Genomic DNA, 23172 nt, shown 5'->3' on the forward strand with positions numbered 1-23172 from the left:
GGCGGATTCATTCCGCCCGGCCGTTCTGCGTCCCGGCAACCCGGGACAGCCCCTGTCCGCGGGGCATCCGGCACCGGCCGCCAACCCGCACCGGTAGGCTCAATCCATGAGCGGTTCTGTCAACATCACCTCGGCCACGGCCGACCCGGCCCTCCTCGACCTGCCCTGGCACCTGCCGCTGGACGCCTGGCCGAACGAGAACATCGCCGCCCTGCCGAAGGGCCTCTCCCGTCACCTCGTACGGTTCGCGCACCTCAGCGGTCGCGTCGTCGCGATCAAGGAAACCACGAGCGAGATGGCCAAGCGCGAGTACGAAATGCTCCGCACCCTCCAGGGACTCGAAATCCCCTGCGTCGAGCCGCTCGCCGTGATCACGAACCGCACCAACGAAGACGGCGAGCCGCTGAACTCGGTCCTCGTCACCCGGCACCTCAAGTTCTCACTCCCCTACCGCGCCCTGTACTCGCAGACGCTGCGACCGACGACCGCGACCCGCCTCGTCGACGCCCTCGCCCTGCTGCTCGTGCGCGTGCACATGGCGGGCCTGTTCTGGGGCGACGTCTCGCTCTCCAACACTCTCTTCCGCCGCGATGCCGGCGCCTTCGCCGCCTATCTCGTCGACGCGGAGACCGGGCAGCTCTACCCTGGAGGCCTGTCCAAGGGCCAGCGCGAGAACGACCTCGAGATCGCCAGGGTCAACATCGCCGGCGAGCTGATGGACCTCGAGGCCGGCGGCCGCGCCGCGGACGAACTCGACCCGATCCGGGTCAGCAACGGCATCGTGAACGCCTACCGGCTGCTCTGGACCGAGCTGACCGGCTCCGAATCCTTCGCGAGTTCCGAGCGCTGGCGCATCACCGAACGCGTCGAGCGCCTGAACGACCTCGGCTTCGACATCGAGGAACTCGCCATCAAGACGGATGCGACCGGCTCGACCGTGCGCATCCAGCCCAAGGTCGTTGACGCGGGGCACCACCAGCGCCGCCTGCTGCGGCTGACCGGCCTCGACGCCGAGGAGAACCAGGCCCGGCGCCTGCTCAACGACCTCGACGCCTATCGCCTCGCATACGGCGACCCGGCGAGCGACGAAGAAGCCCTCGCCCACGAGTGGGTCGTCCGGGTCTTCGAACCCGTCATCCGCGCGATTCCGCGCGACCTCAAGGGCAAGCTCGAGCCGGCAGAGGTGTTCCACCAGCTGCTCGACCACCGCTGGTACATGGCCCAGAACCAGTCCAGGGACATCCCGCTCGCCGAAGCGGTCACGTCCTATGTGCAGGATGTCCTGCGTCACCGCCGCGACGAGGCGACCGTGATCGAACCCGCGACCGGGTCCATCACGCTTCCGATCGACGTCACGAACGACGACGTCGCCGCGGGCGCCGGCGATACCAGCGCTGACGACGCCCAGGACTGGCGCCTCAAGGTCTAGACGTCCGGTCGGGCGACGTCCGGATGCCGCGGTCCGCGGCATCCTTCGTCATGGCGAACCCTGACCCGGTGAAGGGTCAGGCGGTGGCGGCTGCCTTGGCGGCGGCGAGCTTGACGGCCTTGGCGACCTTCGCTGCCGCGCGCAGGCGGGAGATCTCGTAGAGCGTGACGCTCGCGGCGATGCCGGCGTTGAGGGACTCGGTGCTCGCGCTGATCGGGATCGAGACAATTGCGTCGCAGGTTTCGGTGACGAGGCGCGACAGGCCCTTGCCCTCGCTGCCGACGACGACGACGATCGGGCGCTCCGCGAAGCCGAGGCCGAGCTCGGGCAGCGAGGTGTCTCCGCCGCCGTCGAGGCCGATCACAAGCACACCGACCTCCTTGAGCGACTTGAGCGTCTGGGTGAGGTTGCTCGCCATGGCGACGGGCGTGCGCGCTGCCGCACCGGCGGAAGTCTTCCACGCGGAAGCCGTGACGCCGACCGACCGGCGCTGGGGCACGATCACGCCGTGGCCGCCGAATGCCGCGGTCGAACGGATGATGGCGCCCAGGTTGCGGGGATCGGTGATGCCGTCGAGGGCGACGAACAACGGCTTGAAGCCGCGGCTGATCGTGAGCTCGAGGAGCTCCATCGGGTGCGCGTACTCGTACGCGGGCACCTTGAGCGCGAGGCCCTGGTGCACGGCGTCGCGGCCGGCGAGGCGGTCGAGTTCCGGGCGCATCACTTCGAGCACGGGGATGCCGCGGCCCGTCGCGAGGGTCAGGACCTCCTTGACCCGGTCATCCATTTCAATGCGGGTTGCGATGTACAGGGTGCTCGCGGGGATCTTCGCGCGCAGGGCCTCGAGCACCGAGTTGCGCCCGGTGACGATCTCATGCTCGTCGATCGACTTCGCCTTGCGGGTGGAGGTGCCACCGCCGCCGGAGTTGGCGGTGGAGCGCTGCCCGCCCTGCGAACCCGTCGTGGGGCGGCTGCGGCCACCGCCGGCCGCTGCGAAGCGGTCCTGGGCGGCCTTGCGCTTCCCGGCGGGGTGGTACGGACGGTCTTCGGCCTTGGGCGTGGGCTTCTTACCCTCGAGGGCCTGGCGGCCCTGTCCGCCTGAGCCGACCTGGGGGCCGCGGCTGCCCTTGCGCACGGACCCGGTGCGAGCCTTGCGGTCTGTGTTCTTCATCAGTCAAAACTCCAATGCGCACCCGAGGGGGTGTCTTCGATGGTAATTCCGGCGGCGACGAGCTCGTCCCGGATACGGTCTGCGGCCTTGTAGTCGCGGCTTTCCCTGGCGGTCTCCCGGTCGGAGAGCAGGCGCTCGACGAGGGCGGTGAGTGCGACCATGGCTGGTTCGTCCGTCGCGACGGCCCAGCCGGGCGACAGGGGGTTGATGCCGAGGACCTCGCTCATGGCGAGCACCTGGCCACGGGCGGCAGCGGCGGCGCGCAAGTCTTCGGCGTCGAGCGCCGCGTTGCCGGTGCGCACGGTCTCGTGCAACACGGCGAGGGCCTGGGGCACGGCGAGGTCGTCGTCCATGGCGACCGCGAACTCGTCGGGGACGAGCTCGACGCCGCTCGAGGCGAAACGCGTCTCGGCGAGGCGGCGGTCGGCCCTGTCGAGGAAGCTCTCGATGCGTTCGAGGGCGGCTTCGGCCTCGGCAAGGGAGTGGTCGGTGTAGTCGATCGTGGAGCGGTAGTGCGCGGCTCCGAGGTAGTAGCGCACGACGATGGCCCTGGCCTGGTCGAGCAGCTCGGCAGCAAAGACGGAGTTGCCGAGGGACTTGGACATCTTCTGGCCGTGCACATGCACGAGGCCGTTGTGCATCCAGTACTTCGCGAACGCGTCGCCGGCCGCCGTTGACTGGGCGAGTTCGTTCTCATGGTGCGGGAACCGCAGGTCGAGGCCGCCGCCGTGGATGTCGAAGCCCGCGCCGAGGTAACGGCTCGCCATCGCGGAGCACTCGATGTGCCAGCCGGGCCGGCCGGGTCCCCAGGGGGATGGCCAGGACGCCGAGGCCGGTTCGTCGGCCTTGTGACCCTTCCAAAGGGCGAAGTCGCGCGGGTCGTTCTTGCCACGCGGGTCGGCGTCCGCCGCCGCTTCCATGTCGCCGCGACCCTGGCGGGTGAGCGCCCCGTACTCCGCCCAGCTGTTGGTGTCGAAGTAGACGTCGCCGGAGCCGTCGGCCGCCGGGTACGCGTGGCCGCGGTCGATCAGTCGGGTGATCAGGTCCTGCATCTGCTGGATGCTCGCCGTCGCACGTGGCTCGTACGTGGGGGCGAGGATGCCGAGGCGCTGGTACCCGGCCGTGAACTCGAGTTCGTAGCGGTAGGCGAGCGCCCACCACTGCTCTGCGGTGCCTGCCGCGTTGGCGAGGATCTTGTCGTCGATGTCGGTGACGTTGCGGATGAACGTGACGTCGAAGCCGCGGTAGGTGAGCCAGCGCCGGAGCTGGTCGTAGACCAGGGCGCTGCGCAGGTGGCCGATGTGCGGAGACGACTGCACGGTCGGCCCGCACACGTAGATACCGACCGCACCGGGGGTCGTCGGAATGAAGTCGCGCAAGGCCTGGGCCCGGGAATCGTACAGTTGGATCGTCACACGTCCCAGCTTAGAACAGGGCCGGTTTCCGGCAGCGGGATGAGGGGCACGATGAGGGCCGTCGCGAGGGCCGCGATGCCCTCGCCGCGCCCGGTGAAACCGAGCCGGTCCGTCGTCGTTGCGGACACGCTGACCGGCGCGGACAGTATCCCGCTGAGGTATTCCTCGGCCTCGAGTCGGCGCGGGCCGACCTTCGGGCGATTGCCGATGATCTGGACGGTGACGTTGCCGACCCGGAACCCGGCCGCGGTGACCCGGCGGAGGGTTTCGCGGAGGAACACGTCGCCGTGCGCACCTTCGAGACGCGGGTCGGCCACGCCGAAGACACCGCCGACGTCGCCGAGGCCGGCCGCGGACAAGAGCGCGTCGCAGATGGCGTGCACGGCGGCGTCGCCGTCGCTGTGCCCGGAGAGGCCGCGCTCCCCCGGCCAGTGCAGGCCGGCGAGCCAGAGCGGCGAGGCATCGTCGTACCCGTGCACGTCGAGGCCCGAACCGATCCGCGGTGACGGCGCCTCGGCCTGCTGGCCGACCGCGGCGGCATCCGTGCGGGCACGCTCGTCGAGGAGGGCCTCGGCCCGGTGCAGGTCCCACGGGGTCGTGATCTTGAACGCGAGCGGGTCTCCGGGGATGACCCCGACCGGATGTCCGGCGGCCGCGACGATCTCGGCGTCGTCGGTCGGGGTGCCCGCGGGGTCTGCGGCGCTCATGGCGGCGAGCAGCACGCCCCGGGGAAAGCCCTGCGGCGTCTGCACGGCCGAGAGGGCCGAACGGTCGACCGTCGCGCGGATGGTGCCCTCGGCGTCGACGTGCTTGATGGTGTCGACGAGGGCGAGACCGGGGACGATGCCGTGCCCGGTCGACCGCACAGCGGCGACGACGGCGTCGCACAGTCCGGCAGGGGTGAGTGCGCGGGCGGCATCGTGCACGAGGACAGTCTCGACGCCCGGGCGCAGCACGGCGAGGCCCCGGTTGACAGAGTCAGCACGAGTGGGGCCGCCCACCACGACGTCGACGTACGACGCGACAGCCCCGGCGGCGGCTGCCGCGATCACCCGGGCCTCGGAGAGGTGGCTGTCCGGCGCCACGACGATCACCTGGGCGGGTTCGACCATTCCGAACACGGAACCGAGCGCGCGCTCGAGGAGCGTGCGACCCCTGAGCAGGACGAACGCCTTCGGCTCCGTCGCTCCGAGCCTGGCGCCACTGCCCGCGGCGACGACGATGACCGCGACCGCGGGGGCTGCGTATTCAGTCATGTCTGGAGGCTATCTGTTGGAGGGCGGATGCTGCGGGATAGTTCACACCGGAACGTTCACACCGGAACGTGCGAAAGGCGGCACCTCGCGGCGCCGCCTTTCAGCGTGTGAAAAAAGTCAAGGTGGGTCAGGAAGCCAGAACCTCGTCGAGGACCGTTGAGGCCTTCTCTTCGTCGGTCTTTTCGGCGAGGGCCAGCTCGCTGATCAGGATCTGGCGGGCCTTGGCGAGCATCCGCTTCTCACCGGCGGACAGGCCGCGGTCCTGGTCGCGGCGCCACAGGTCGCGGACGACCTCTGACACCTTGATGACATCGCCGGAGGCGAGCTTTTCGAGGTTGGCCTTGTACCGGCGGGACCAGTTGGTTGGCTCCTCGGTGAACGGGGCGCGCAGCACCTCGAACACCTTGTCGAGGCCCTCACGACCGATCACGTCGCGCACGCCGACGAGGTCGACGTTCTCGGCGGGAACCTCGATGGTGAGGTCGCCCTGAGTGACGTTGAGCTTCAGGTACAGTTTTTCCTCACCCTTGATGATCCGCGTTTTCACTTCCGTGATTGTCGCGGCACCGTGGTGGGGATAAACGACGGTTTCGCCTACTTCAAAAAGCATGTATGGATATCCCTTCAGCAACGTCTAGGATACCACAGCGAGGGGTGGTAGGGTTTGCGACCCTGACCGGGGCATGGGCCGGAGGGGCCACGAGGCCGGCCTCCCCGATACGCTAGGCTCGAAGCGAAATCTGCGGCGTTCGCGCCTTCAGGCGCACCGTCGAACTGTTGGAGGTCTTGTGAGGGCTCGAGTCTTGCTGTCCGTGTTGCTGACGGCCGGTATCCTGCTGGGTACCAGCGGATGCAACCTGCTGGCCCCGCAGTCAACGACCAAACACTACGACGCGAGCGACGGGGTCAGCGGCAACGTCGGCGACCTGCAGGTCCGCAACGCGATCGTGCTCTCGACGGACGGAAAGACCGGGAGCCTCCTCGTCACCGTGGTCAACCCGAGCGATTCAGCGCACAGCCTGTCCGTGCAGTACACGGCCACGACCGGCAAGGTCACCCAGCAGCTCACCCTGAAGCCGCAGTCGAGCACCGCGATCGGTGCGACCGGCGGCCCCGTGATCACGCTCGAGAACATCGATGCCCCACTCGGCTCGCTGTTCCCCGTCTACTTCCAGTACGGCACCGAGACCGGCCTCCAGTTGCTCACGCCGGTACTCGACGGCACGCTCCCCCAGTACTCGACCCTGCTGCCGACCGCGGCGCCGTAGCGCCCGGCAGACGCAGGCAAGGCCAGACCGGGTCAGGCCGGAACTGGTCGAGCCCGACCGGTTCGAACCCGACCGGTTCGAACCAGACCGGGTCGAGTTAGGCCGGGTCCGGCGTCGAAGCGGACCGGGTCAGGCCTCGAAGCGGTAGCCGAGGCCACGCACGGTGACGAGCATGGTCGGCTCTGACGGCGTCGCCTCGATGCGCGAGCGGATCCGCTTGATGTGGACGTCGAGGGTCTTGGTGTCGCCGAAGTAGTCGGTGCCCCAGACCCGGTCGATCAGCTGGCCGCGGGTCAACACCCGGCCGGCGTTCCGCAGCAGGAACTCGAGAAGCTCGAACTCCTTGAGCGGCATGTTCACCACGGTGCCGCTCACTGCGACCGTGTGGCGTTCGATGTCCATCCGGACGGTGCCCGCCGTGAGCATGTTCTCGTCGTCCTCGGTCTGGTCGGTGCGCCGACGTGACACCGCACGGATGCGCGCGAGCAGTTCCCTGGTCGAGTACGGCTTGGTCACGTAGTCGTCCGCGCCGAGTTCGAGTCCGACGACGATGTCGACCTCGGAGTCCTTCGCGGTGAGCATGATGATCGGGACCTGGGAGCGGGTGCGGATCTCGCGGCACACTTCGGTTCCGGGGATGCCGGGGAGCATCAGGTCCAGCAGGATCAGGTCGGGTCCGATCCGGTCGAATTCGCTGATGGCGCTCGGTCCGTCCTCGGCGACGGTGACCTCGTAGCCTTCGCGTTCGAGCAGGAAGCTCAACGGCTCGCTCAGCGCTTGTTCGTCCTCAACCAAAAGAATGTGGGTCACGGGGTCTCTCCTGTTGTGGCCAGGGCGGTGTGACTCGCCTCAGGCAGCCGGATGGTGAACGTCGAACCGCTGCCCGGTTGGGACCAGACGCGGATGTCGCCGCCGTGGATCTGCACGATGTGCTTCACGATGGAGAGGCCGAGGCCCGTTCCACCGGTGTGACGCGACCTGGCCTGGTCGACCCGGAAGAATCGTTCGAAGATGCGGTCGAGGTCGGCCTCCTGGATGCCGACGCCCTGGTCGGTCACCGTCACCTCGACGACGCCGTCGTGGTGACGCACTCCCACACCCACCCGGGATCCCTCAGCGGAGTAGTGCACCGCGTTGGCGACCAGGTTGTGCACGGCCATCACGAGGAGGCGTTCATCGCCCGTGACAAGGGCGCCGGAGGGCTGGCCGACGGCGAGCGTGATGCGTGCGGCATCCGCAACGACCCGGCTCTGGTCGACGGCCGCCGCGACGACGTCGTCGATCGGGAGGTCTTCCGGCTCGGACAGGGAGTCCTGTGCCTGGAGCCGGGAGAGCTCGATGATCTCCTGCGTCAGCCGGGTCAGGCGCCCGGACTCCGTCGTGAGCCTGCTGGCGAACCTGCGCACCTGCGCCGGCTCGTCGGCGGCCTGGTTGAGCGCCTCGGCGAGCAGGCCGACGGCGGCGATCGGGGTCTTGAGTTCGTGGCTGATGTTGGCCACGAAGTCGCGGCGCACCTCGTCGAGGCGGAAGGCCTCCGTGCGGTCCTCGGCGAGCAGCAGCACGTAGCGGGTGCCGAGCGTGGCCAGGCGCACGCGCACGCGCATGCTCGCGTCGCCGAACGGCCCGCGGGAGAGGATCAGGTCTTCGGCGATCGGTTCCCCGGAGCGCCGCACCTTACCGGCGAGCTCGAGGAGTTCCGGGTGCACGATCTGCCGGTTCCAGACCATCCCCATCGACACGGCGGCCGGGGATGTCTTCATCACATTGTTGGAGGGGTCGAGCACGACGGCCGCGGTGTCAAGTGCGTCGAGGACCTGGTCGATGCCGTCCGGCACGGCCGGGTTGACCACCTCGGAGGCGCGACGGCCGTGGCGTTCCGCGATCTGGAGCAGGCTGATGAACCCGGCACCGACCATGAGGCCCAGTGCCAGAGACACCAGCACGAGCCACGATGATTCCATTCCACCAGATTACTGACACAAAAAAGCGGAACGAACCGTGCCGGGCCGCTGGGCGGCTACTTTAGGTAGTATTCAACACTCCGGCACCTGCCGTTAACCTCTGTCGACAAAGATTCGCTGGGGGCCAGGTGGTTTCCACGTTTCTGCGCGTATCGCGCGCCCAGGAAGGAACACAGACGTATGCGTGAAGTATTCCAGCAGGAGCTCGCCGAGGTTCAGGACCGCCTCGTCGAGATCTCCCGTCTCGTCGGCATCTCGATCGCGAAGTCGACCAGGGCTTTCAACGAGTCCGACGTCAACCTCGCCGAAGAGGCCATCAGCGAAGACGACAAGATCGACGAACTCACCATCGAGCTCGACGAACTCGCCATCACGATCCTGGCGCGCCAGCAGCCGGTCGCCCGCGACCTGCGCATCGTGGTGAGCGCCCTCCGGATCAGTTCGTCCCTCGAGCGGATGGGCGACCTCTCCACCCACATCGCGCAGCTCGCCCGCTACCGTTTCCCCGACAAGGTCGTTCCGCAGAGCCTGCGGGGCACCTTCGGCGAGATGGGCGCCCTGCTCGTGACCATCTCGACGATGCTCACCGAGTTGCTCACCACCCAGGACGTCAAGCTCGCCGAGGTCATCCGCAACGAAGACGACAAGGTCGACGCCCTGCACCTGAGCGTCTTCGACGCCGTCCTCGCGGAGACCTGGAAGGGCGAGGCCGCCGACACGGTCGACTCGACCCTCGCGAGCCGGTATCACGAGCGCTTCGCCGACCACGCCGTCTCGATCGCCAAGAAGATCCAGTACCTCGGCACGGGGGCCTGGCAGCAGAGCACGACCGGCGTCCAGTAGTCCGCCCGCACCACTCGAACCGCCGCACAACCGAAACGCCGCACAACCGAAACGGCCCCGGAAGCGAATGCTTCCGGGGCCGTTTTCGGTGGGGACTGTCGATAGCGGACTAATGGGGCGGGAGTTCTACTTCTTGCTGCCCTGGGCGGCGACGGCCGCGGCACCGGCGGCGGCGGCCTCGGGGTCGAGGTACTGGCCCGCACCGATCGGGACGAGGTTCTCGTCGAGGCGGTAGACGAGCGGGATTCCGGTCGGGATGTTGAGCTCGGCGATGTCCGCGTCGCTGATGTTGTCGAGGTGCTTCACGAGGGCGCGCAGCGAGTTGCCGTGGGCGGTGACGAGAACGGTCTTGCCTGCACGGAGGTCCGTCGCGATGTCGGACTCCCAGTAGGGCAGCATCCGGTCGACGACGTCGCTCAGGCACTCTGTGCGGGGCAGCTCCTCGCCGAGGCCCGCGTAGCGCGGGTCGTGCGCCTGGGACCAGGGGGAATCATCGGCGAGCACGGGCGGCGGCACGTCGAAGGAGCGGCGCCAGAGCTGGAACTGCTCCGGGCCGAACTTGGCGAGGGTCTCCGCCTTGTCGAGGCCCTGCAGGGCGCCGTAGTGGCGCTCGTTGAGGCGCCAGGAGCGCTTCACGGGGATCCAGAGGCGGTCGGCTTCCTCGAGCGCGATGTTCGCGGTCTGGATGGCGCGGCTAAGGAGTGACGTGTGCAGGACGTCGGGCAGGAGGCCGGACTCTGCGAGGAGCTCGCCGGCGCGCTTGGCCTCGGCAGCTCCCTGCTCGCTCAGGCGAACGTCTACCCAACCGGTGAAGAGGTTCTCTTGGTTCCATAGGCTCTGGCCATGGCGAAGGAGGATGAGATTGTATGACATGACTCCAACTCTATCGAGAGCCGGGCCGGTGGTCGGTGGCCGGGGGTCAGTGGCCGGGGGTGCGGATGCCCAGACGGGGCAGCCGGGGGATCTCGGCGACCGAGCCGGCCGACTGCGGAACGATGACCTGCTGGGTCGCGGCGACCGCGATCTCCTCGCTCAGCACCTGGAGCACGACCGTTGCAGGCACGGTGCGTTTGACGACGGCGAGGGCGATCGGCCCGAGCTCGTAGTGGATCGCACTCGAGGTGATCGAGCCGACGCCGCGACGCTCCGTGTCGCCGTCGGGGAGGCGACGGACGGCCTGGACTTCGTCGCCGTGCACCGGCAGCACGCCCTGGGAGCCGTCGAGGTGCAGAAGCACGAGCCGCCGCGGGGGGTGCCCGAGGTTGTGCACCTTCGCGACGGTCTCCTGGCCGCGGTAACAGCCCTTGTTCAGATGCACGGCGCTGCGCAGCCAGTCGAGCTCGTGCGGGAGGGTCCTGTCGTCGACCTCTGTCGCCCGGCGGGGCCGCCAGGCCGCGATCCGGAGCGCCTCGAGGGCGAGCAGGCCGGCCGCGCGCACGGTGCCGCGGCGGACGGCCAGAGTCACGGCCGGAAGCGCGGTGCGGGGCACGAGGGCCTCGGTCCAGTGCCAGTCAGCACCGGGATGCGCGGGGTCTTCCGCATACTGGAAGCCGCCGGTGACGACGGCAGCCCACGGGTCATGCCAGACGAGGGGGGTTCCGTTCGGCGCGGCGGGTTCGAGCGCGGGCGCGGCAGCGGCGAGGTCGCCGATGCTCCCCATCGTGCCGATGACGGCGTACTCATCGGTGCGGTCGCGCAGTTCGACCCGCAGCATGAAGCGCATCCGGTCGAGCCACGTAAGCAGCGCGGGCAGTTCGGCGGCCTCGACGACGAGCCACGCCTCCATGCCGTCGTCGACGAGCCGCACCGCGTGCTCGACGTGCCCGGTCGGGTCGAGCACGAGGGTCTCGGCCGACTCCCCCGGCTTCAGAAAGCGCAGTTCCTGGCTCGTGATCGAGTTGAGCCAGGTCAGCCGGTCCGGGCCGGAGACGCCGAGCACCGCACGGTTGGAGAGGTCGACGATGGCCTCGCCGGCGAGCAGGTGACGCTGTTCGATCATCGGGTTGCCGTAGTGGGCGGCGACGCCGGCATCGGGGCCGGTCGCCTGCACGGCGCCGGGCAGGTCGAGCAGGGCTGAAGCGGATGCTGTCGGCGGGGTCATGAGGACTTCTTCCGGGGTTTGCGTAACGCTGAGGCGCACATCGGGGACAACGCGGGAACCGCCGGGATTATTCGACCCGCTTGAGGCGGCCGGAGGCGTGCGTGCGCAGGCTCTGGCCGAGGGCGGCGATGTCCCACGCCCAGAGCAGGTGGCCGTCGACGAGACCGTACAACCGGGTCGCGGCCGAGTACGCCTTCGCGCCCTGGGTGCGCATCACCGCGTCGGTCGCGAGGTCGATCCGCGGCCCCTTGACCTGGCCGAGGTAGATCTCGGCGGCACCGCCGGGATGCACGAGCGTCACGTCGATGTCGAAGCCGCCGTCGGCATTGCGGAGCGTCTCCACGGCGGACGCCGTCGTATAGGGGTGCTCGCCCTCTGCCGGCAGCAGCCCGGGCCCTGGGTCGCCGGCGCCCTGGGGACGACTCAGGCGCCAGTACCCTGTCTCGGTCATGAGCGGGGTCTTCCCGACGAAGGCGGACGCGGCCCCGTCGACCGCCTCGGCGGCGTCGTCGACGCTCGCTGCGGCATCCGCTTCGAGCCAGGTGTATGAGCTGTAGTTCAGGTGCGGGAGGCCGTCATGGCTGAAGCTCAGCCGCTGGCCGAACTCACGTGAGACCCGATGACCGTCCGGCAGGGCATAGTCGATGACACCTGACCCCTCCCAGACGCCGAGGAGCCACGAGAGCGGGACGAGTTCGGACGGGAGCTGGGTCGGGAGCTCGAACATCGAGGGTTACCGCTGCCCCCGGAACAGCTTGAACAACACGATGCCGGAGACCCAGGCGATCGACAGGCTCGCGAGCGCGAGGAGGCCCAGGAAGAAGATTTCGAGCGCGAGGATTGACATGACACCACCTTAGCTCCCGGCGAGAGCCGAAACGCCTGCGCGCGGGTACCCGGCGCGGCTTTACCAGTTCGTTACAGAAGCCCGGCGAGCGCGAAGATTCCGGTCGCGGCGGCGAGGACGAGGACCGCGCCGACGAGGCTCAGCGTGACCCGGTGCACGTAGCCCTCTTTTTGCCCGGTCGCGAGCTGGATGGAGAGGGTGCCGATGGTGCACCCCGCGAGGGAGAGGCCGATCCACACGAGGGAACGACCGGGCGCCGCGAGGGCCCCGGTGAGCACAGAACAGACCACGGCGAACGCCCAGACCAGGCCGACGCTTCTCCACTGCCACTTCACTCTTCCATTGTGCCCTGCCAGGGGAGCAATCGGCTGCACGTGGCTGCACGCTAGGATTGGCCAACAATGGTTGGAGGGCCCGCGTGGCGCAATTATTGATCCTGACCTCCGCGGTCGGCGGGGAGGTCCTGCCGGCGCTGGCGTTGCTCTCGCATGGAATCCGCGTCATTCCGGCCCAGCCCGACCAGCTCATCACCGCCCCTGACTCCGATGTCATCCTCGTCGACGCCCGCACCAACCTGATGGCCGCGAAGTCGCTGTGCCAGATCATGCAGACGACGGGCAGTCAGGTCCCGCTGCTGCTCGTGATCACCGAGGGCGGCCTCGCCGCGGTCAGCCCCGGCTGGGGCATCGACGACGTCATCCTCGACACGGCGGGTCCCGCCGAGGTCGACGCCCGCATCCGCCTCGCCGCCGGCCGCACGCCGCGGGCCGAGGAGTCCGCGCTGATCCGCGCCGCCGGTGTCGTCATCGACGAGGCGAGCTATTCCGCGAAGGTCTACGGCCGACCGCTCGACCTCACGTACAAGGAATTCGAGCTGCTCCGCTTCCTCGCGGCCCATCCCTCCCGGGTCTTCACGCGTGAGCAGCTGCTCAGCGAGGTCTGGGGCTACGACTACTTCGGCGGTACCCGCACGGTCGACGTGCACGTCCGCCGCCTCCGCGCCAAGCTCGGCGACCAGGAATCCCTGATCGGCACCGTGCGCAACGTCGGATACCGCTTCAATGTGCAGGAACCAGAGGCCGTGCGTGATCAGTCCGTCGCACGGGCCTGACGACAGCGCCTTCGCGCTCTCCTGGGCCGCGGTGACGGATGCCGCCGAACGCGTCGACGGGTATGCCCCGCTCAACGAGCAGGCCACCCTCGATCTTGCGGCCGGGCGCCGCGCTCCCTTTCTGCTTCGCGACGGCGACGCCGCCGTCGGAGCCCTCGTCCTCGGCTCTGGTGAGCTCGACCTCGTCGTGCACCCCGGGTTCCGCAGGCACGGCCACGCCACCGCGGCCCTGACCGAGCTCTTCGGCGATCCCGCGTACGCGGTGGATGCACCGGACGGCCTGACCGCCTGGGCGCACGGCGATCACCCGGCGGCCCGCGCCCTCGCCGGGCGCTTCGGCTTCGACGCCGTCCGTCGACTGCTCCAGCTGGAACTGGCGCTCCACGCCTCGTCCGCTCCCCCGGCATCCGCCGCCCCGGAGGAGGCTTCCGCCCGGGAGAAGGACGACGCGATCGTGATCACCGCGTTCGACCCCGCCGCCGACGCCGACGCCTGGGTGACCCTGAACGCGCGGACCTTCGCCACCCACCCCGAGCAGGGCGGCATCACAGCGGCCGACCTCGCCGACCGCATGAACGAGGCCTGGTTCGACGCGGGCGACTTCCTCGTCGCCCGCGTCGGCGACGCCCTGGTCGGCTACAACTGGCTGAAGATCGAGCCGGGAGCAGCCGAGGGTGAGATCTACGTGGTGGGGGTGAGCCCCGAGTGGAGCGGGCACGGCCTCGGACGCCGGCTGATGACCGCGGGGCTCGAGCGTCTGCGCCGGCGCGGGGCGACCAGCGCGACGCTCTACGTCGAGGGCGACAATGTGCCTGCCGTGCGGCTGTATCGGTCCCTCGGATTCACCGATCGCAGTGTCGACGTCCAGTACCGCCGCCGAACCCGATAGGCACTGTTCACCCGGAACCGTCGCACCGGCAGGTCCTGCGGTGTCAGGATGGACTCATGGACGGCGAAAACATTCAGGACGAATCGGGTCTCGGAAGCGACTTCGATGACGATTTCGATCCCCTGACCGGCAAGGACGACCCGGAACTCCCCACCAACCGGTATCTCGACCGGGAATTGAGCTGGCTCGCGTTCAACCAGAGGGTGCTCGAACTCGCCGAGGACCCACTGCTCCCGGTTCTCGAGCGCGCGAACTTCCTCGCCATCTTCTCGAGCAACCTCGATGAGTTCTTCATGGTCCGCGTCGCGGGACTCAAGCGCCGCATCCTGACCGGACTCGCCGTGCCGACGAACATCGGTACCGCACCGCAGGACGCCCTCTCCGACATCTCGGCGATGGCGCATGTGCTCCAGGACCGGCACGCCCGCGCCTTCCAGGACCTCGTCAGCCCGGCCATGATGGCCGCCGGCATCCACATCGCCACCTGGGACAGCCTCGACGAGGCCGACCACCGCTCGCTCCGCGACTACTTCTCCAACCAGATCTTCCCGGTGCTGATGCCCCTCGCGGTCGACCCGGTGCATCCGTTCCCCTACATCTCCGGCCTCTCCCTCAACCTCGCCGTCCGGGTACGCAACTCGAAGACCGGCAAGCAGGAGTTCGCGAGGCTCAAGGTGCCGACCATGCTGCCGCGCTTCGTGCGGGTCGACCGCCGCGAGGGCTTCGACAACGTGCGATTCATCATGCTCGAGGACCTCATCGCCAACCACCTCGGCGACCTGTTCCCCGGCATGGACATCCTCGAACACCACGTCTTCCGGGTCACCAGGAACGAGGACGTCGAGATCGAGGAAGACGAGACCGAGAACCTGATCAAGGCCCTCGAGAAGGAACTGCTCCGTCGCCGGTTCGGCCCGCCGATCCGCCTCGAGATCACCGAGGACATGGACGAGGTCACCCTCGGCCTGCTCGTGCGCGAACTCGACGTCACCGAGCAGGAGGTGTACCGGCTGCCCGCCCCGCTCGATCTCGGCGGACTGTTCGACCTGCGCGTCGACCGCCCGGACCTGCGCTACGTCAAGCATGTCCCGACCACGGCCGTTCAGCTCCTCGCGCCAGAGCCGAACGCCGAGCCCGATATCTTCAGCTCGATCGCGCGCCGCGACATCCTGCTGCACCACCCGTACGAGTCCTTCGCGACGAGTGTGCAGGCATTCCTCGAGCAGGCGGCCGCCGACCCCGACGTGCTCGCGATCAAGCAGACCCTGTACCGCACCTCCGGCGACAGCCCGATCGTCGAGGCTCTCATCGCTGCCGCCGAATCCGGCAAGCAGGTGCTCGCCCTCGTCGAAATCAAGGCCCGCTTCGACGAGCAGGCCAACATCTCCTGGGCACGCAAGCTCGAGAAGTCCGGCGTGCACGTCGTCTACGGCCTCGTCGGCCTCAAGACGCACTGCAAGCTCGCCCTCGTCGTGCGCAACGAGAACGGCGTGCTGCGGCACTACAGCCACATCGGCACCGGTAACTACAACCCGAAGACCAGCAGGCTCTACGAGGACCTCGGCCTGCTGACCGCGGACCCCCAGGTCGGCAAGGACCTGACCCGCCTGTTCAACGAGCTCTCCGGGTACGCGATCGAGAAGAAGTTCAAGCGGCTTCTCGTCGCACCCCTGCACCTGCGTCGCGGGCTGTTGAAGGCGATCAACCAGGAGACGCAGGCCGCCCTCGACGGCAAGCCCTCCGGCATCCGCATCAAGGTCAACTCGATGGTCGACGAGGCCATCATCGACGCGCTCTACCGGGCCAGCCAGGCCAGGGTCCCCGTCGAGGTCTGGGTGCGCGGCATCTGCAGCCTCACGCCGGGCCTCCCCGGGGTCAGCGAGACGATCAAGGTGCGGTCGATCCTCGGCCGCTACCTCGAGCACTCCCGGATCTTCTCCTTCCACAACGGCGGGGACACCCAGGTCTACATCGGCAGCGCCGACATGATGCACCGCAACCTCGACCGACGCGTCGAGGCCCTTGTGCGCCTCGTCGACCCCGATCACCTCACGGAGATCGATGGGCTGTTCAACCGCGCCATGGACGACCGCACGGCATCCTGGTGGCTCGACAACACCGGCGAATGGACCCGCCACCACCTCGATGACTCCGGAAAGCCGCTCGACGACATGCAGGACCGATTGATGCAGCAGATCTCCCGACGCGTTCGGCCGACGGGTCGCCGATGAGTGCGGTCCTCCCGAACGGAGCGATCCACGCTGCCGGTGCGGTCTGCTGGCGCCTGATCGACGGCAAGATGAACGTCCTGCTCGTGCACCGCACGGTCTACGGCGACGTCACCATCCCCAAGGGGAAGGTCGACCCCGGCGAAACGCTGCCGGAGACGGCCGTGCGGGAGATCGAGGAAGAAACCGGACTCGCGGTCGCCCTGGGCGTGCCGCTCGGCGAATCGCGGTACTCGCTCGGAAACGGCAGGGAAAAGATCGTGCAGTACTGGGCAGCCGAGGTGCACCCCGAGGAGATCCAGCGCTCGACCTTCGTGCCGAACAGCGAGATCGCGGCTATCGAATGGGTCACGATCAAAAAGGCACGCAGCTACCTCAGCTACGCGCAGGACGTCGAGATCATCGACGCCTTCGCCGAACTCGTCGACAGGGGCGTGACGACGACCTTCGCCCTCATCGCCCTCCGGCACGGCAAGGCCGTCACCGGTTCAAGCTGGGCCGGCCCGGACAGCACCCGCCCCCTCACCGAACGCGGCGTCGCCCAGGCCGTCGAACTCGTGCCGACCGTGGCGGCGTGGCGCCCGCGCCGCATCGTTTCGAGCACGGCCACCCGGTGCATCACGACCGTCGCCCCGCTCGCGGCCGCGACCGGCATCCCGATCAAGCGCACGGAGCTCTTCAGCCAGGACGCCTTCGAACAGGGCGTAGCGGATGTCCGCGCCGGCATCGGCAAGCGCATCCGCTCCCGCAAGACCGCCGTCATCTGCAGCCACGGCCCGGTGCTGCCCGAGATCCTGCACGAGATCGCGCTCGCCACGGGGAGCACCTTCGGCCTCTACATCGAGGAGGCCTCCCACCTCGACATCGGATCGTTCTCCGTCGTGCACCTGTCCCGCGAGAACCCGAGCGCCGGGATCCTCGGCATCGAGACATACCGACCGAGCGTCTGAGGGCCCGCCGGCCCGCCGAACAGCCCGTTCACGTTAACCTTCCGTTCATCTTCCGGAGGGGGTGTCGTTAAGCCGTCGGATTATCGTCTGACCGGGGCCAGCACCGGCCCCGCCCTGCAGTCAGTTTCACTGCTGTCAACCCTCGAAAGGGAAAATTCGTGAATCTCAAGCGTTTTGGCCGACCCGCAGTCATCGCCGTCGCCGCCGCTCTCGCACTGTCCTCGTGTGCCTCCAACGAAGCCGGAACCGGCTCGAGCACCACCGCAGCGACGACCAGCACCTTGACCGGAACGCTCACCGGCGCCGGCTCGTCCGCCCAGGGCTCCGCCCAGGAAGCCTGGATCGCAGCGTTCCAGACCTCCAACCCGAACGTCACGGTCAACTACGACCCGTCAGGCTCCGGCGCGGGCCGCTCCACCTTCATCGCGGGCGGCTCCGACTTCGCCGGCAGCGACTCCGCGCTCAACGACACCGAGCTCGCCGGAACGTTCGCGTCCTGCGCCGCCGGCGCCAAGGCCGTCGACCTGCCCGTCTACATCTCCCCGATCGCGGTCATCTTCAACGTCGCCGGCGTCACGGACCTCAAGCTCGACTCCGCAACCCTCGCGCACATCTTCCGCGGCGAGATCACGACCTGGAACGACCCGGCCATCGCCGCGCTCAACTCCGGCGTGACCCTTCCGGCAACGGCGATCACCGCCGTGCACCGCTCGGACGACTCGGGCACCACGAAGAACTTCACCGACTACCTCTTCCAGACCGCACCGACCGTGTGGACCGACAAGGCAGCCGACGCATTCCCGATCCAGGGCGGCGAAGGCGCCAAGGGCACCTCCGGTGTCGTTGACGCCGTGACCAACGGCGTCGGCACGATCGGCTACGCGGACGCATCCAAGGCCGGCAAGCTCGGCGTTGCGAAGATCAAGGTCGGCGACACCTTCGTCGGTTACACCGCGGAAGCCGCGGCCGCCGTCGTCGCCGAGTCCCCGCTCGTCACGGGCCGCGACGCGAGCGACCTCGCCATCAAGATCAACCGCACCACGACCGACGCGACGCACTACCCGCTCGTGCTGGTCAGCTACGCGGTCGTCTGCACCGAATACGCCAAGCCCGCCCAGGGCGAGCTCGTCAAGGCGTACGTGACGTACATGGCCAGTGCTGACGGCCAGAAGGTCGCCGCATCCGCCGGTGGCGCAGCGCCGCTCTCGACCGACCTGGCCGACAAGGTCGCCGCGGTTCTCTCGACCGTCAAGTAACACCCGTTTCACCGGCACGACCCGCACTACCAGCTCCACCGAAGTCTGCCCGGCCAGGGCCCGCGTCGTATCAGCGGCCCGGACCGGGCAGACTGGGGTGTACGGCCCCCGGACCGCGCATCGTTTTCGCTCCACCACCCGAACCTCAGGGAGACGCCCGGCATGACCCCCGTAGTTGCCCGCGATCGAATCCGCGCCCCCCAGCGTCCCGGCGATGTGATCTTCTCAACGGCGACCGTCGTCGCCGGCAGCCTGATCCTCGCCGTGCTCGCCGCCGTCGCCGGGTTCCTGCTCGTCCAGAGCCTGCCGGCCTTCGTCGCGGCACCCGCCGATTTCAGCGGCGGCTTCACCAACTTCTGGGCCTACGTCTGGCCGCTCGCCTTCGGCACGCTCTGGTCGGCACTGCTGGCCATGATCATCGCGATCCCGCTCGCGATCGGCATCGCCCTCTTCATCTCGCACTACGCCCCCCGGCGGATCGCCCAGGGCCTGGGCTACGTCATCGACCTCCTCGCCGCCGTGCCGTCCGTGGTCTTCGGCCTGTGGGGCATCGGCGTGCTGGCCCCGCTCGTCCAGCCGTTCTACGCGAACCTCGTCGACTGGTTCGGCTGGTTCCCGCTCTTCGCCGGACCGGTCTCCGGCACCGGGCGCACCATCCTCACCGTCGCCATCGTGCTCGCGGTGATGGTGCTTCCGATCATCACCGCACTCTGCCGGGAGATCTTCCTGCAGACTCCGGTGCTCTACGAGGAAGCCTCCCTCGCCCTCGGCGCCACCCGCTGGGAGATGATCTCAATGGCGGTGCTTCCCTTCGGCCGCTCCGGCATCATCTCCGCCTCGATGCTCGGCCTCGGCCGCGCCCTCGGCGAGACGATGGCGGTCGCGATGGTGCTCTCGCCGAGCCCGACGGTGCTCTTCCAACTGCTGACCTCGCAGAACCCGACGACCATCGCCGCGAACATCGCCCTGAACTTTCCTGAGGCGCACGGCGTCGGCGTGAACATCCTCCTCGCCACCGGCCTGATCCTCTTCGTCATCACCCTCGCGGTCAACATGATCGCCCGCTACATCATCAACCGCCGCAAGGCCTTCTCGGGAGCGAACTGATGAGCAGCACGACCGCCACCCGGGCCGCGAACACGCCCCAGGCCAACGCATACGCCGCCGGCAAGCTGCCGAGGAACTCCACGCTCTACGTCCTGCTGGCAAGCTGGATCGTCACCGGAGCGGTCTTCCTGGTGCTCCAGCTGTCGGGGGCCACCTCCGGCTTCAACATCGTCGGCACGGTCTTCTTCGGCACAGTGCTCTACTGCGTCGCCATCTACGCGCTCTCCTACGCCGTCGAAGGCGTGCGCCGGGCGAAGGACCGCCTCGTCACCGCCCTCGTCACCGCCGCCTTCGTGATCGCACTGCTGCCGTTGATCTCACTTGTCTTCACGACGGTCGTCAACGGGCTGCCGGCCTTCCTCACCCCGACGTTCTTCACCGAGTCGCAGCGCAACGTCGTCGGCGCGGGCGGCGGCGCCCTGCACGCCGTCATGGGCACCCTCGAGATCACCGGCGTCGCCACGCTCATCTCGGTGCCGATCGGCCTGCTCGCCGCTATCTACCTCACCGAGTACGGACGCGGCCGGCTGGCCCAGGCAATCACCTTCTTCGTGGACGTGATGACCGGCATCCCCTCGATCGTGGCAGGCCTGTTCGCCTTCGCCTTCTTCTCCCTGCTGTTCCAGGATGCGGGCATCCGCTTCGGCTTCGGCGGTGCCATCGCTCTCTCGGTGCTGATGATCCCGGTCGTGGTGCGCTCGAGCGAGGAAATGCTCAAACTCGTGCCGAACGAGCTGCGCGAGGCCGCATACGCCCTCGGCGTGCCGAAGTGGCTGACCATTCTCAAGGTGGTGCTTCCGACCTCGATCGCCGGCATCGTCACGGGAATCATGATCTCGATCTCCCGGGTCATCGGCGAGACGGCCCCGCTGCTGATCATCTCCGGCTTCACGGCGAGCATGAACTACGACCTGTTCAGCCAGCGGATGATGACCCTCCCGGTGTTCGTGTACACCCAGTACGCGAACCAGGGCACGGACACCCAGGCGTATCTCGACAGGGCCTGGGCCGGCGCACTCACCCTGGTGCTCATCGTCATGCTCCTGAACGGCCTCGCGAGGCTCATCGCCAGAATCTTCTCCCCCAAGCTCGGCCGCTAGGCTCCACCCGGCCGCTGGCCGCAACTCGAAGGATCACATGTCCAAGCGCATTGAAGTCAACGACCTCAACGTCTATTACAGCAAGTTCCTCGCTGTCGAAAACGTCACGCTGACGATCGAGCCCCGCACGGTGACCGCCCTGATCGGGCCGAGCGGGTGCGGTAAGTCCACCTTCCTCCGCACCCTGAACCGGATGCACGAAGTCATCCCGGGCGCCTACGTCACGGGCGAGGTGCTCATCGACGGCAACAACCTCTACGGCCCCGGCGTCGACCCGGTACTCGTGCGCCGCCAGGTCGGCATGGTGTTCCAGCGGCCGAACCCGTTCCCGACCATGTCGATCGGCGACAACGTCCTCGCCGGCGTGAAGCTCAACAACCGCCGCATCTCCAAGTCGGACGCGGATGCCCTCATCGAGAAGTCCCTCCAGGGCGCCAACCTCTGGAACGAGGTCAAGGACCGCCTCGACAAGCCAGGCTCGAGCCTCTCCGGCGGCCAGCAGCAGCGGCTCTGCATCGCCCGTGCGATCGCCGTGCAGCCCGACGTGATCCTGATGGACGAGCCGTGCTCGGCCCTCGACCCGATCTCCACCCTCGCGATCGAGGACCTCATCGAGGAGATGAAGGCCGAATACACGATCGTGATCGTCACGCACAACATGCAGCAGGCATCCCGGGTCTCCGACCGCACCGGCTTCTTCAACATCGCAGGCACCGGCAAGCCGGGCAAGCTCATCGAGTACAACGACACCACGACGATCTTCTCCAACCCGTCGGTGCAGGCGACCGAGGACTACGTCTCCGGTCGCTTCGGCTAAACCCGCGCCTGCCCCGACCGCTTCGGCGGTCTAGTCGGTGCGGCCGAGCAGGTACGCGTTGAAGACGCGGGTGCGCGGCAGGTCGGTCGCGAGCGGCAGGCCGTCGAGTTCGGTCACGGCCACGACCAGGCGGATGCTCGACAACAGCCAGACGGCATCCGCCGCCCGCAGCTCCGCGACCGTGATGTCGCGGTACTCCACCGGTTCGCCCTGCTCCCTGAGGTGCTCGAAGAGGCTCTGCTGGGTGGTGCCGTGCAGGATCGCACCGCTCGGCGCCGGCGTCACGTAGACGCCGTTCGAACGGATGACCACGCTCGACGTCGGGCCCTCCATGACGTAGCCGTCGTGCGTGAGGAAGATCGTGTCGTCGGCCCCACGGCGCCGCGCCTCGCGGAGGGCGGCCATGTTGATCGCGTAGCTGAGTGTCTTCGCACCCATCAGCAGCCACGGGGCGACCTCGGCGACCCCGCGCGGGTACCCGCGGTCGAGGGTGATCACCCGCACCCCGTTCTCGCGCGCGGCGGAGTGGTCCGGCGCGCGGGTCGCGTGCAGCCACGCGGTCGGTGCAGGCCCGGATTGGACGCCGCGGCTGAGTACGAACTTGAGGGCGAGCTCGCCCTCGTGCGGAACCCGCGCCACCGCGTAGGCGATGGCCTCTCGCCACTGCGCCGGGTTCGGCACCGGGAGGTCGCAGATCTCCGCCGAGTGCCTCAGGCGGGTGATGTGCGCCTCGACCTCCTGCGGGTGCCCGTCGACGACGCTGAGGGTCTCGAAGATGCCGTCACCGCGCTGGGTGCTCAGCTCCCCCACCCGGAGAGCCGGAGCGGCCGAATCCATCTCGTGGAAGGTGCCCGCAAAGTCCGCCTGGGCGGAATCGGCGGGCACCGGGTCGATCAGAAGGGTGAATGGCAGCGTCATGCCCCGAGCCTAGTTGCGGATCAGGAACTCTGGATGGCCACGATCGGCGTCGTGGTGGGTTGCTTCGAGCCGCCCTTGGGTTCCACGGTCATGCCGATCGTGTCGCCTGAGGTGAGGCTGCCGTCGAGGACCCGCCAGGCGGTTCCGCCGCTCGCGCTGACGCTCGTGTCGAGGAGACCGGCCGAGACCGCTCCCCCGGCTCCGATGTACCAGAGCTGGTAGTCCTTGTCGCCGGAAAGCGCAGGCAGGCCGTCGACGACGAGCGCCGAAAGGCTGCTCGTATCGGACCAGACCAGGGTGGCCTGGTGGCCGTCCGCGGTCGTCGCCGAGGCGCGCTGCACGTCGGGTGCCGCGTTGAGCTGGGCGAGGGATGCCGCCTGCTGGGCCGCGAAGGAATCGGACGTGCCCGAGGTGCCGGCCAGTCCCAGGCCGACGAAGGTACCGCCGATGAACAGGGCGACCGCAGCGGCCGCAGCGGCCAGCAGGCTCGCGGGGCGCTGGAACC

The 23172-nt window shown here is 68.5% G+C and carries 23 protein-coding genes; 11 read left to right on the forward strand and 12 right to left on the reverse strand.

Annotated elements, in window-relative coordinates:
* The first annotated feature begins 106 nt into the window (after nucleotides 1-106).
* The gene (locus QN357_RS08360; RefSeq protein ID WP_134450029.1) at nucleotides 107-1429 is read left to right on the forward strand and encodes a DUF4032 domain-containing protein; all 1323 of its coding nucleotides are present in this window, start codon (nucleotides 107-109) and stop codon (nucleotides 1427-1429) included.
* Nucleotides 1430-1505: 76 nt separating this feature from the next.
* On the opposite strand, the gene rlmB is transcribed toward QN357_RS08360, so the two are convergent.
* The 4 genes from rlmB to QN357_RS08380 form a co-directional block, all read right to left on the reverse strand.
* Nucleotides 1506-2600, reverse strand: a complete 1095-nt coding sequence (rlmB, locus tag QN357_RS08365) for a 23S rRNA (guanosine(2251)-2'-O)-methyltransferase RlmB (protein WP_134450028.1) — start codon at nucleotides 2598-2600, stop codon at nucleotides 1506-1508.
* Nucleotides 2600-4015: a cysteine--tRNA ligase gene (gene cysS, locus QN357_RS08370; protein WP_134558856.1), complete on the reverse strand. Its 1416-nt coding sequence runs from the start codon at nucleotides 4013-4015 to the stop codon at nucleotides 2600-2602. Before cysS ends, rlmB begins: the two co-directional genes overlap by 1 nt.
* Complete coding sequence (gene ispD / locus QN357_RS08375) at nucleotides 4012-5271, reverse strand: 2-C-methyl-D-erythritol 4-phosphate cytidylyltransferase (RefSeq protein WP_323504754.1); 1260 nt, start codon at nucleotides 5269-5271, stop codon at nucleotides 4012-4014. The genes cysS and ispD overlap by 4 nt, the downstream gene beginning before the upstream one ends.
* 127 nt (nucleotides 5272-5398) lie before the next feature.
* The gene (locus QN357_RS08380; protein ID WP_035879449.1) at nucleotides 5399-5881 is read right to left on the reverse strand and encodes a CarD family transcriptional regulator; all 483 of its coding nucleotides are present in this window, start codon (nucleotides 5879-5881) and stop codon (nucleotides 5399-5401) included.
* 202 nt (nucleotides 5882-6083) lie between these two features.
* Here QN357_RS08380 and QN357_RS08385 point away from each other — a divergent pair, with 202 nt between their 5' ends.
* The gene (locus tag QN357_RS08385; RefSeq protein ID WP_323504755.1) at nucleotides 6084-6539 is read left to right on the forward strand and encodes a hypothetical protein; all 456 of its coding nucleotides are present in this window, start codon (nucleotides 6084-6086) and stop codon (nucleotides 6537-6539) included.
* A 129-nt stretch (nucleotides 6540-6668) separates the two neighbouring features.
* Here QN357_RS08385 and QN357_RS08390 read toward each other — a convergent pair whose 3' ends face one another.
* Nucleotides 6669-7349, reverse strand: coding sequence for a response regulator transcription factor (locus QN357_RS08390; protein ID WP_134450024.1), 681 nt, complete (start codon nucleotides 7347-7349; stop codon nucleotides 6669-6671).
* On the reverse strand, nucleotides 7346-8500 hold the full coding sequence (locus QN357_RS08395) for a sensor histidine kinase (protein ID WP_134450023.1): 1155 nt from the start codon (nucleotides 8498-8500) through the stop codon (nucleotides 7346-7348). The genes QN357_RS08390 and QN357_RS08395 overlap by 4 nt, the downstream gene beginning before the upstream one ends.
* Nucleotides 8501-8680: 180 nt before the next feature.
* On the opposite strand from QN357_RS08395, the gene phoU reads away from it, so the two are divergent.
* Nucleotides 8681-9343 (forward strand): phosphate signaling complex protein PhoU, encoded by a 663-nt coding sequence (gene phoU / locus QN357_RS08400; RefSeq protein ID WP_134450022.1) that lies wholly within the window; start codon nucleotides 8681-8683, stop codon nucleotides 9341-9343.
* 126 nt (nucleotides 9344-9469) lie between these two features.
* On the opposite strand, the gene QN357_RS08405 is transcribed toward phoU, so the two are convergent.
* The 4 genes from QN357_RS08405 to QN357_RS08420 all read right to left on the reverse strand — a co-directional run bounded on the left by QN357_RS08405 (nucleotide 9470) and on the right by QN357_RS08420 (nucleotide 12626).
* Nucleotides 9470-10216 (reverse strand): phosphoglyceromutase, encoded by a 747-nt coding sequence (locus QN357_RS08405; protein ID WP_134450021.1) that lies wholly within the window; start codon nucleotides 10214-10216, stop codon nucleotides 9470-9472.
* A gap of 46 nt (nucleotides 10217-10262) precedes the next feature.
* Nucleotides 10263-11444: a YgfZ/GcvT domain-containing protein gene (locus tag QN357_RS08410; protein ID WP_134450020.1), complete on the reverse strand. Its 1182-nt coding sequence runs from the start codon at nucleotides 11442-11444 to the stop codon at nucleotides 10263-10265.
* A gap of 67 nt (nucleotides 11445-11511) precedes the next feature.
* The gene (locus tag QN357_RS08415) at nucleotides 11512-12171 is read right to left on the reverse strand and encodes an FABP family protein (protein WP_323504756.1); all 660 of its coding nucleotides are present in this window, start codon (nucleotides 12169-12171) and stop codon (nucleotides 11512-11514) included.
* A gap of 191 nt (nucleotides 12172-12362) precedes the next feature.
* A complete protein-coding gene (locus QN357_RS08420) occupies nucleotides 12363-12626 on the reverse strand; it encodes a hypothetical protein (RefSeq protein ID WP_134450018.1) in 264 nt (87 codons plus the stop codon).
* 83 nt (nucleotides 12627-12709) lie between these two features.
* Here QN357_RS08420 and QN357_RS08425 point away from each other — a divergent pair, with 83 nt between their 5' ends.
* The 8 genes from QN357_RS08425 to pstB all read left to right on the forward strand — a co-directional run bounded on the left by QN357_RS08425 (nucleotide 12710) and on the right by pstB (nucleotide 21749).
* A complete protein-coding gene (locus QN357_RS08425; protein WP_241975327.1) occupies nucleotides 12710-13402 on the forward strand; it encodes a winged helix-turn-helix transcriptional regulator in 693 nt (230 codons plus the stop codon).
* Nucleotides 13377-14291: a mycothiol synthase gene (mshD, locus tag QN357_RS08430; RefSeq protein WP_323504757.1), complete on the forward strand. Its 915-nt coding sequence runs from the start codon at nucleotides 13377-13379 to the stop codon at nucleotides 14289-14291. The genes QN357_RS08425 and mshD overlap by 26 nt, the downstream gene beginning before the upstream one ends.
* A 56-nt stretch (nucleotides 14292-14347) precedes the next feature.
* Nucleotides 14348-16522, forward strand: coding sequence for an RNA degradosome polyphosphate kinase (locus QN357_RS08435; RefSeq protein WP_134450016.1), 2175 nt, complete (start codon nucleotides 14348-14350; stop codon nucleotides 16520-16522).
* The gene (locus tag QN357_RS08440) at nucleotides 16519-17469 is read left to right on the forward strand and encodes an NUDIX hydrolase (RefSeq protein ID WP_323504758.1); all 951 of its coding nucleotides are present in this window, start codon (nucleotides 16519-16521) and stop codon (nucleotides 17467-17469) included. Before QN357_RS08435 ends, QN357_RS08440 begins: the two co-directional genes overlap by 4 nt.
* Nucleotides 17470-17627: 158 nt before the next feature.
* Nucleotides 17628-18725: a phosphate ABC transporter substrate-binding protein PstS gene (pstS, locus tag QN357_RS08445; RefSeq protein ID WP_323504759.1), complete on the forward strand. Its 1098-nt coding sequence runs from the start codon at nucleotides 17628-17630 to the stop codon at nucleotides 18723-18725.
* 162 nt (nucleotides 18726-18887) lie between these two features.
* A complete protein-coding gene (pstC, locus tag QN357_RS08450) occupies nucleotides 18888-19832 on the forward strand; it encodes a phosphate ABC transporter permease subunit PstC (RefSeq protein ID WP_323504760.1) in 945 nt (314 codons plus the stop codon).
* The gene (gene pstA / locus QN357_RS08455) at nucleotides 19832-20932 is read left to right on the forward strand and encodes a phosphate ABC transporter permease PstA (RefSeq protein ID WP_134450012.1); all 1101 of its coding nucleotides are present in this window, start codon (nucleotides 19832-19834) and stop codon (nucleotides 20930-20932) included. The genes pstC and pstA overlap by 1 nt, the downstream gene beginning before the upstream one ends.
* Nucleotides 20933-20969: 37 nt before the next feature.
* Nucleotides 20970-21749: a phosphate ABC transporter ATP-binding protein PstB gene (gene pstB / locus QN357_RS08460; protein ID WP_134450011.1), complete on the forward strand. Its 780-nt coding sequence runs from the start codon at nucleotides 20970-20972 to the stop codon at nucleotides 21747-21749.
* Between the two features lie 30 nt (nucleotides 21750-21779).
* Here pstB and QN357_RS08465 read toward each other — a convergent pair whose 3' ends face one another.
* Complete coding sequence (locus QN357_RS08465) at nucleotides 21780-22667, reverse strand: aminodeoxychorismate lyase (RefSeq protein ID WP_134450010.1); 888 nt, start codon at nucleotides 22665-22667, stop codon at nucleotides 21780-21782.
* 20 nt (nucleotides 22668-22687) lie between these two features.
* The coding region (locus tag QN357_RS08470; RefSeq protein WP_323504761.1) for an anti-sigma factor at nucleotides 22688-23172 on the reverse strand (485 nt) is incomplete at its 5' end.

The sequence above is a fragment of the Cryobacterium sp. RTC2.1 genome (assembly GCF_035018685.1).
Taxonomy (GTDB): Bacteria; Actinomycetota; Actinomycetes; order Actinomycetales; family Microbacteriaceae; genus Cryobacterium; species Cryobacterium glucosi.

Coding starts and splice junctions, on each gene's coding strand:
- QN357_RS08360 (WP_134450029.1), top strand. CDS start 107: ATGAGCGGTTCTGTCAACATCACCTCGGCCACGGCCGACCCGGCCCTC.
- rlmB (WP_134450028.1), bottom strand. CDS start 2,600: ATGAAGAACACAGACCGCAAGGCTCGCACCGGGTCCGTGCGCAAGGGC.
- ispD (WP_323504754.1), bottom strand. CDS start 5,271: ATGACTGAATACGCAGCCCCCGCGGTCGCGGTCATCGTCGTCGCCGCG.
- QN357_RS08380 (WP_035879449.1), bottom strand. CDS start 5,881: ATGCTTTTTGAAGTAGGCGAAACCGTCGTTTATCCCCACCACGGTGCC.
- QN357_RS08395 (WP_134450023.1), bottom strand. CDS start 8,500: ATGGAATCATCGTGGCTCGTGCTGGTGTCTCTGGCACTGGGCCTCATG.
- phoU (WP_134450022.1), top strand. CDS start 8,681: ATGCGTGAAGTATTCCAGCAGGAGCTCGCCGAGGTTCAGGACCGCCTC.
- QN357_RS08405 (WP_134450021.1), bottom strand. CDS start 10,216: ATGTCATACAATCTCATCCTCCTTCGCCATGGCCAGAGCCTATGGAAC.
- QN357_RS08410 (WP_134450020.1), bottom strand. CDS start 11,444: ATGACCCCGCCGACAGCATCCGCTTCAGCCCTGCTCGACCTGCCCGGC.
- QN357_RS08415 (WP_323504756.1), bottom strand. CDS start 12,171: ATGTTCGAGCTCCCGACCCAGCTCCCGTCCGAACTCGTCCCGCTCTCG.
- QN357_RS08435 (WP_134450016.1), top strand. CDS start 14,348: ATGGACGGCGAAAACATTCAGGACGAATCGGGTCTCGGAAGCGACTTC.
- QN357_RS08440 (WP_323504758.1), top strand. CDS start 16,519: ATGAGTGCGGTCCTCCCGAACGGAGCGATCCACGCTGCCGGTGCGGTC.
- pstC (WP_323504760.1), top strand. CDS start 18,888: ATGACCCCCGTAGTTGCCCGCGATCGAATCCGCGCCCCCCAGCGTCCC.
- pstA (WP_134450012.1), top strand. CDS start 19,832: ATGAGCAGCACGACCGCCACCCGGGCCGCGAACACGCCCCAGGCCAAC.
- pstB (WP_134450011.1), top strand. CDS start 20,970: ATGTCCAAGCGCATTGAAGTCAACGACCTCAACGTCTATTACAGCAAG.
- QN357_RS08465 (WP_134450010.1), bottom strand. CDS start 22,667: ATGACGCTGCCATTCACCCTTCTGATCGACCCGGTGCCCGCCGATTCC.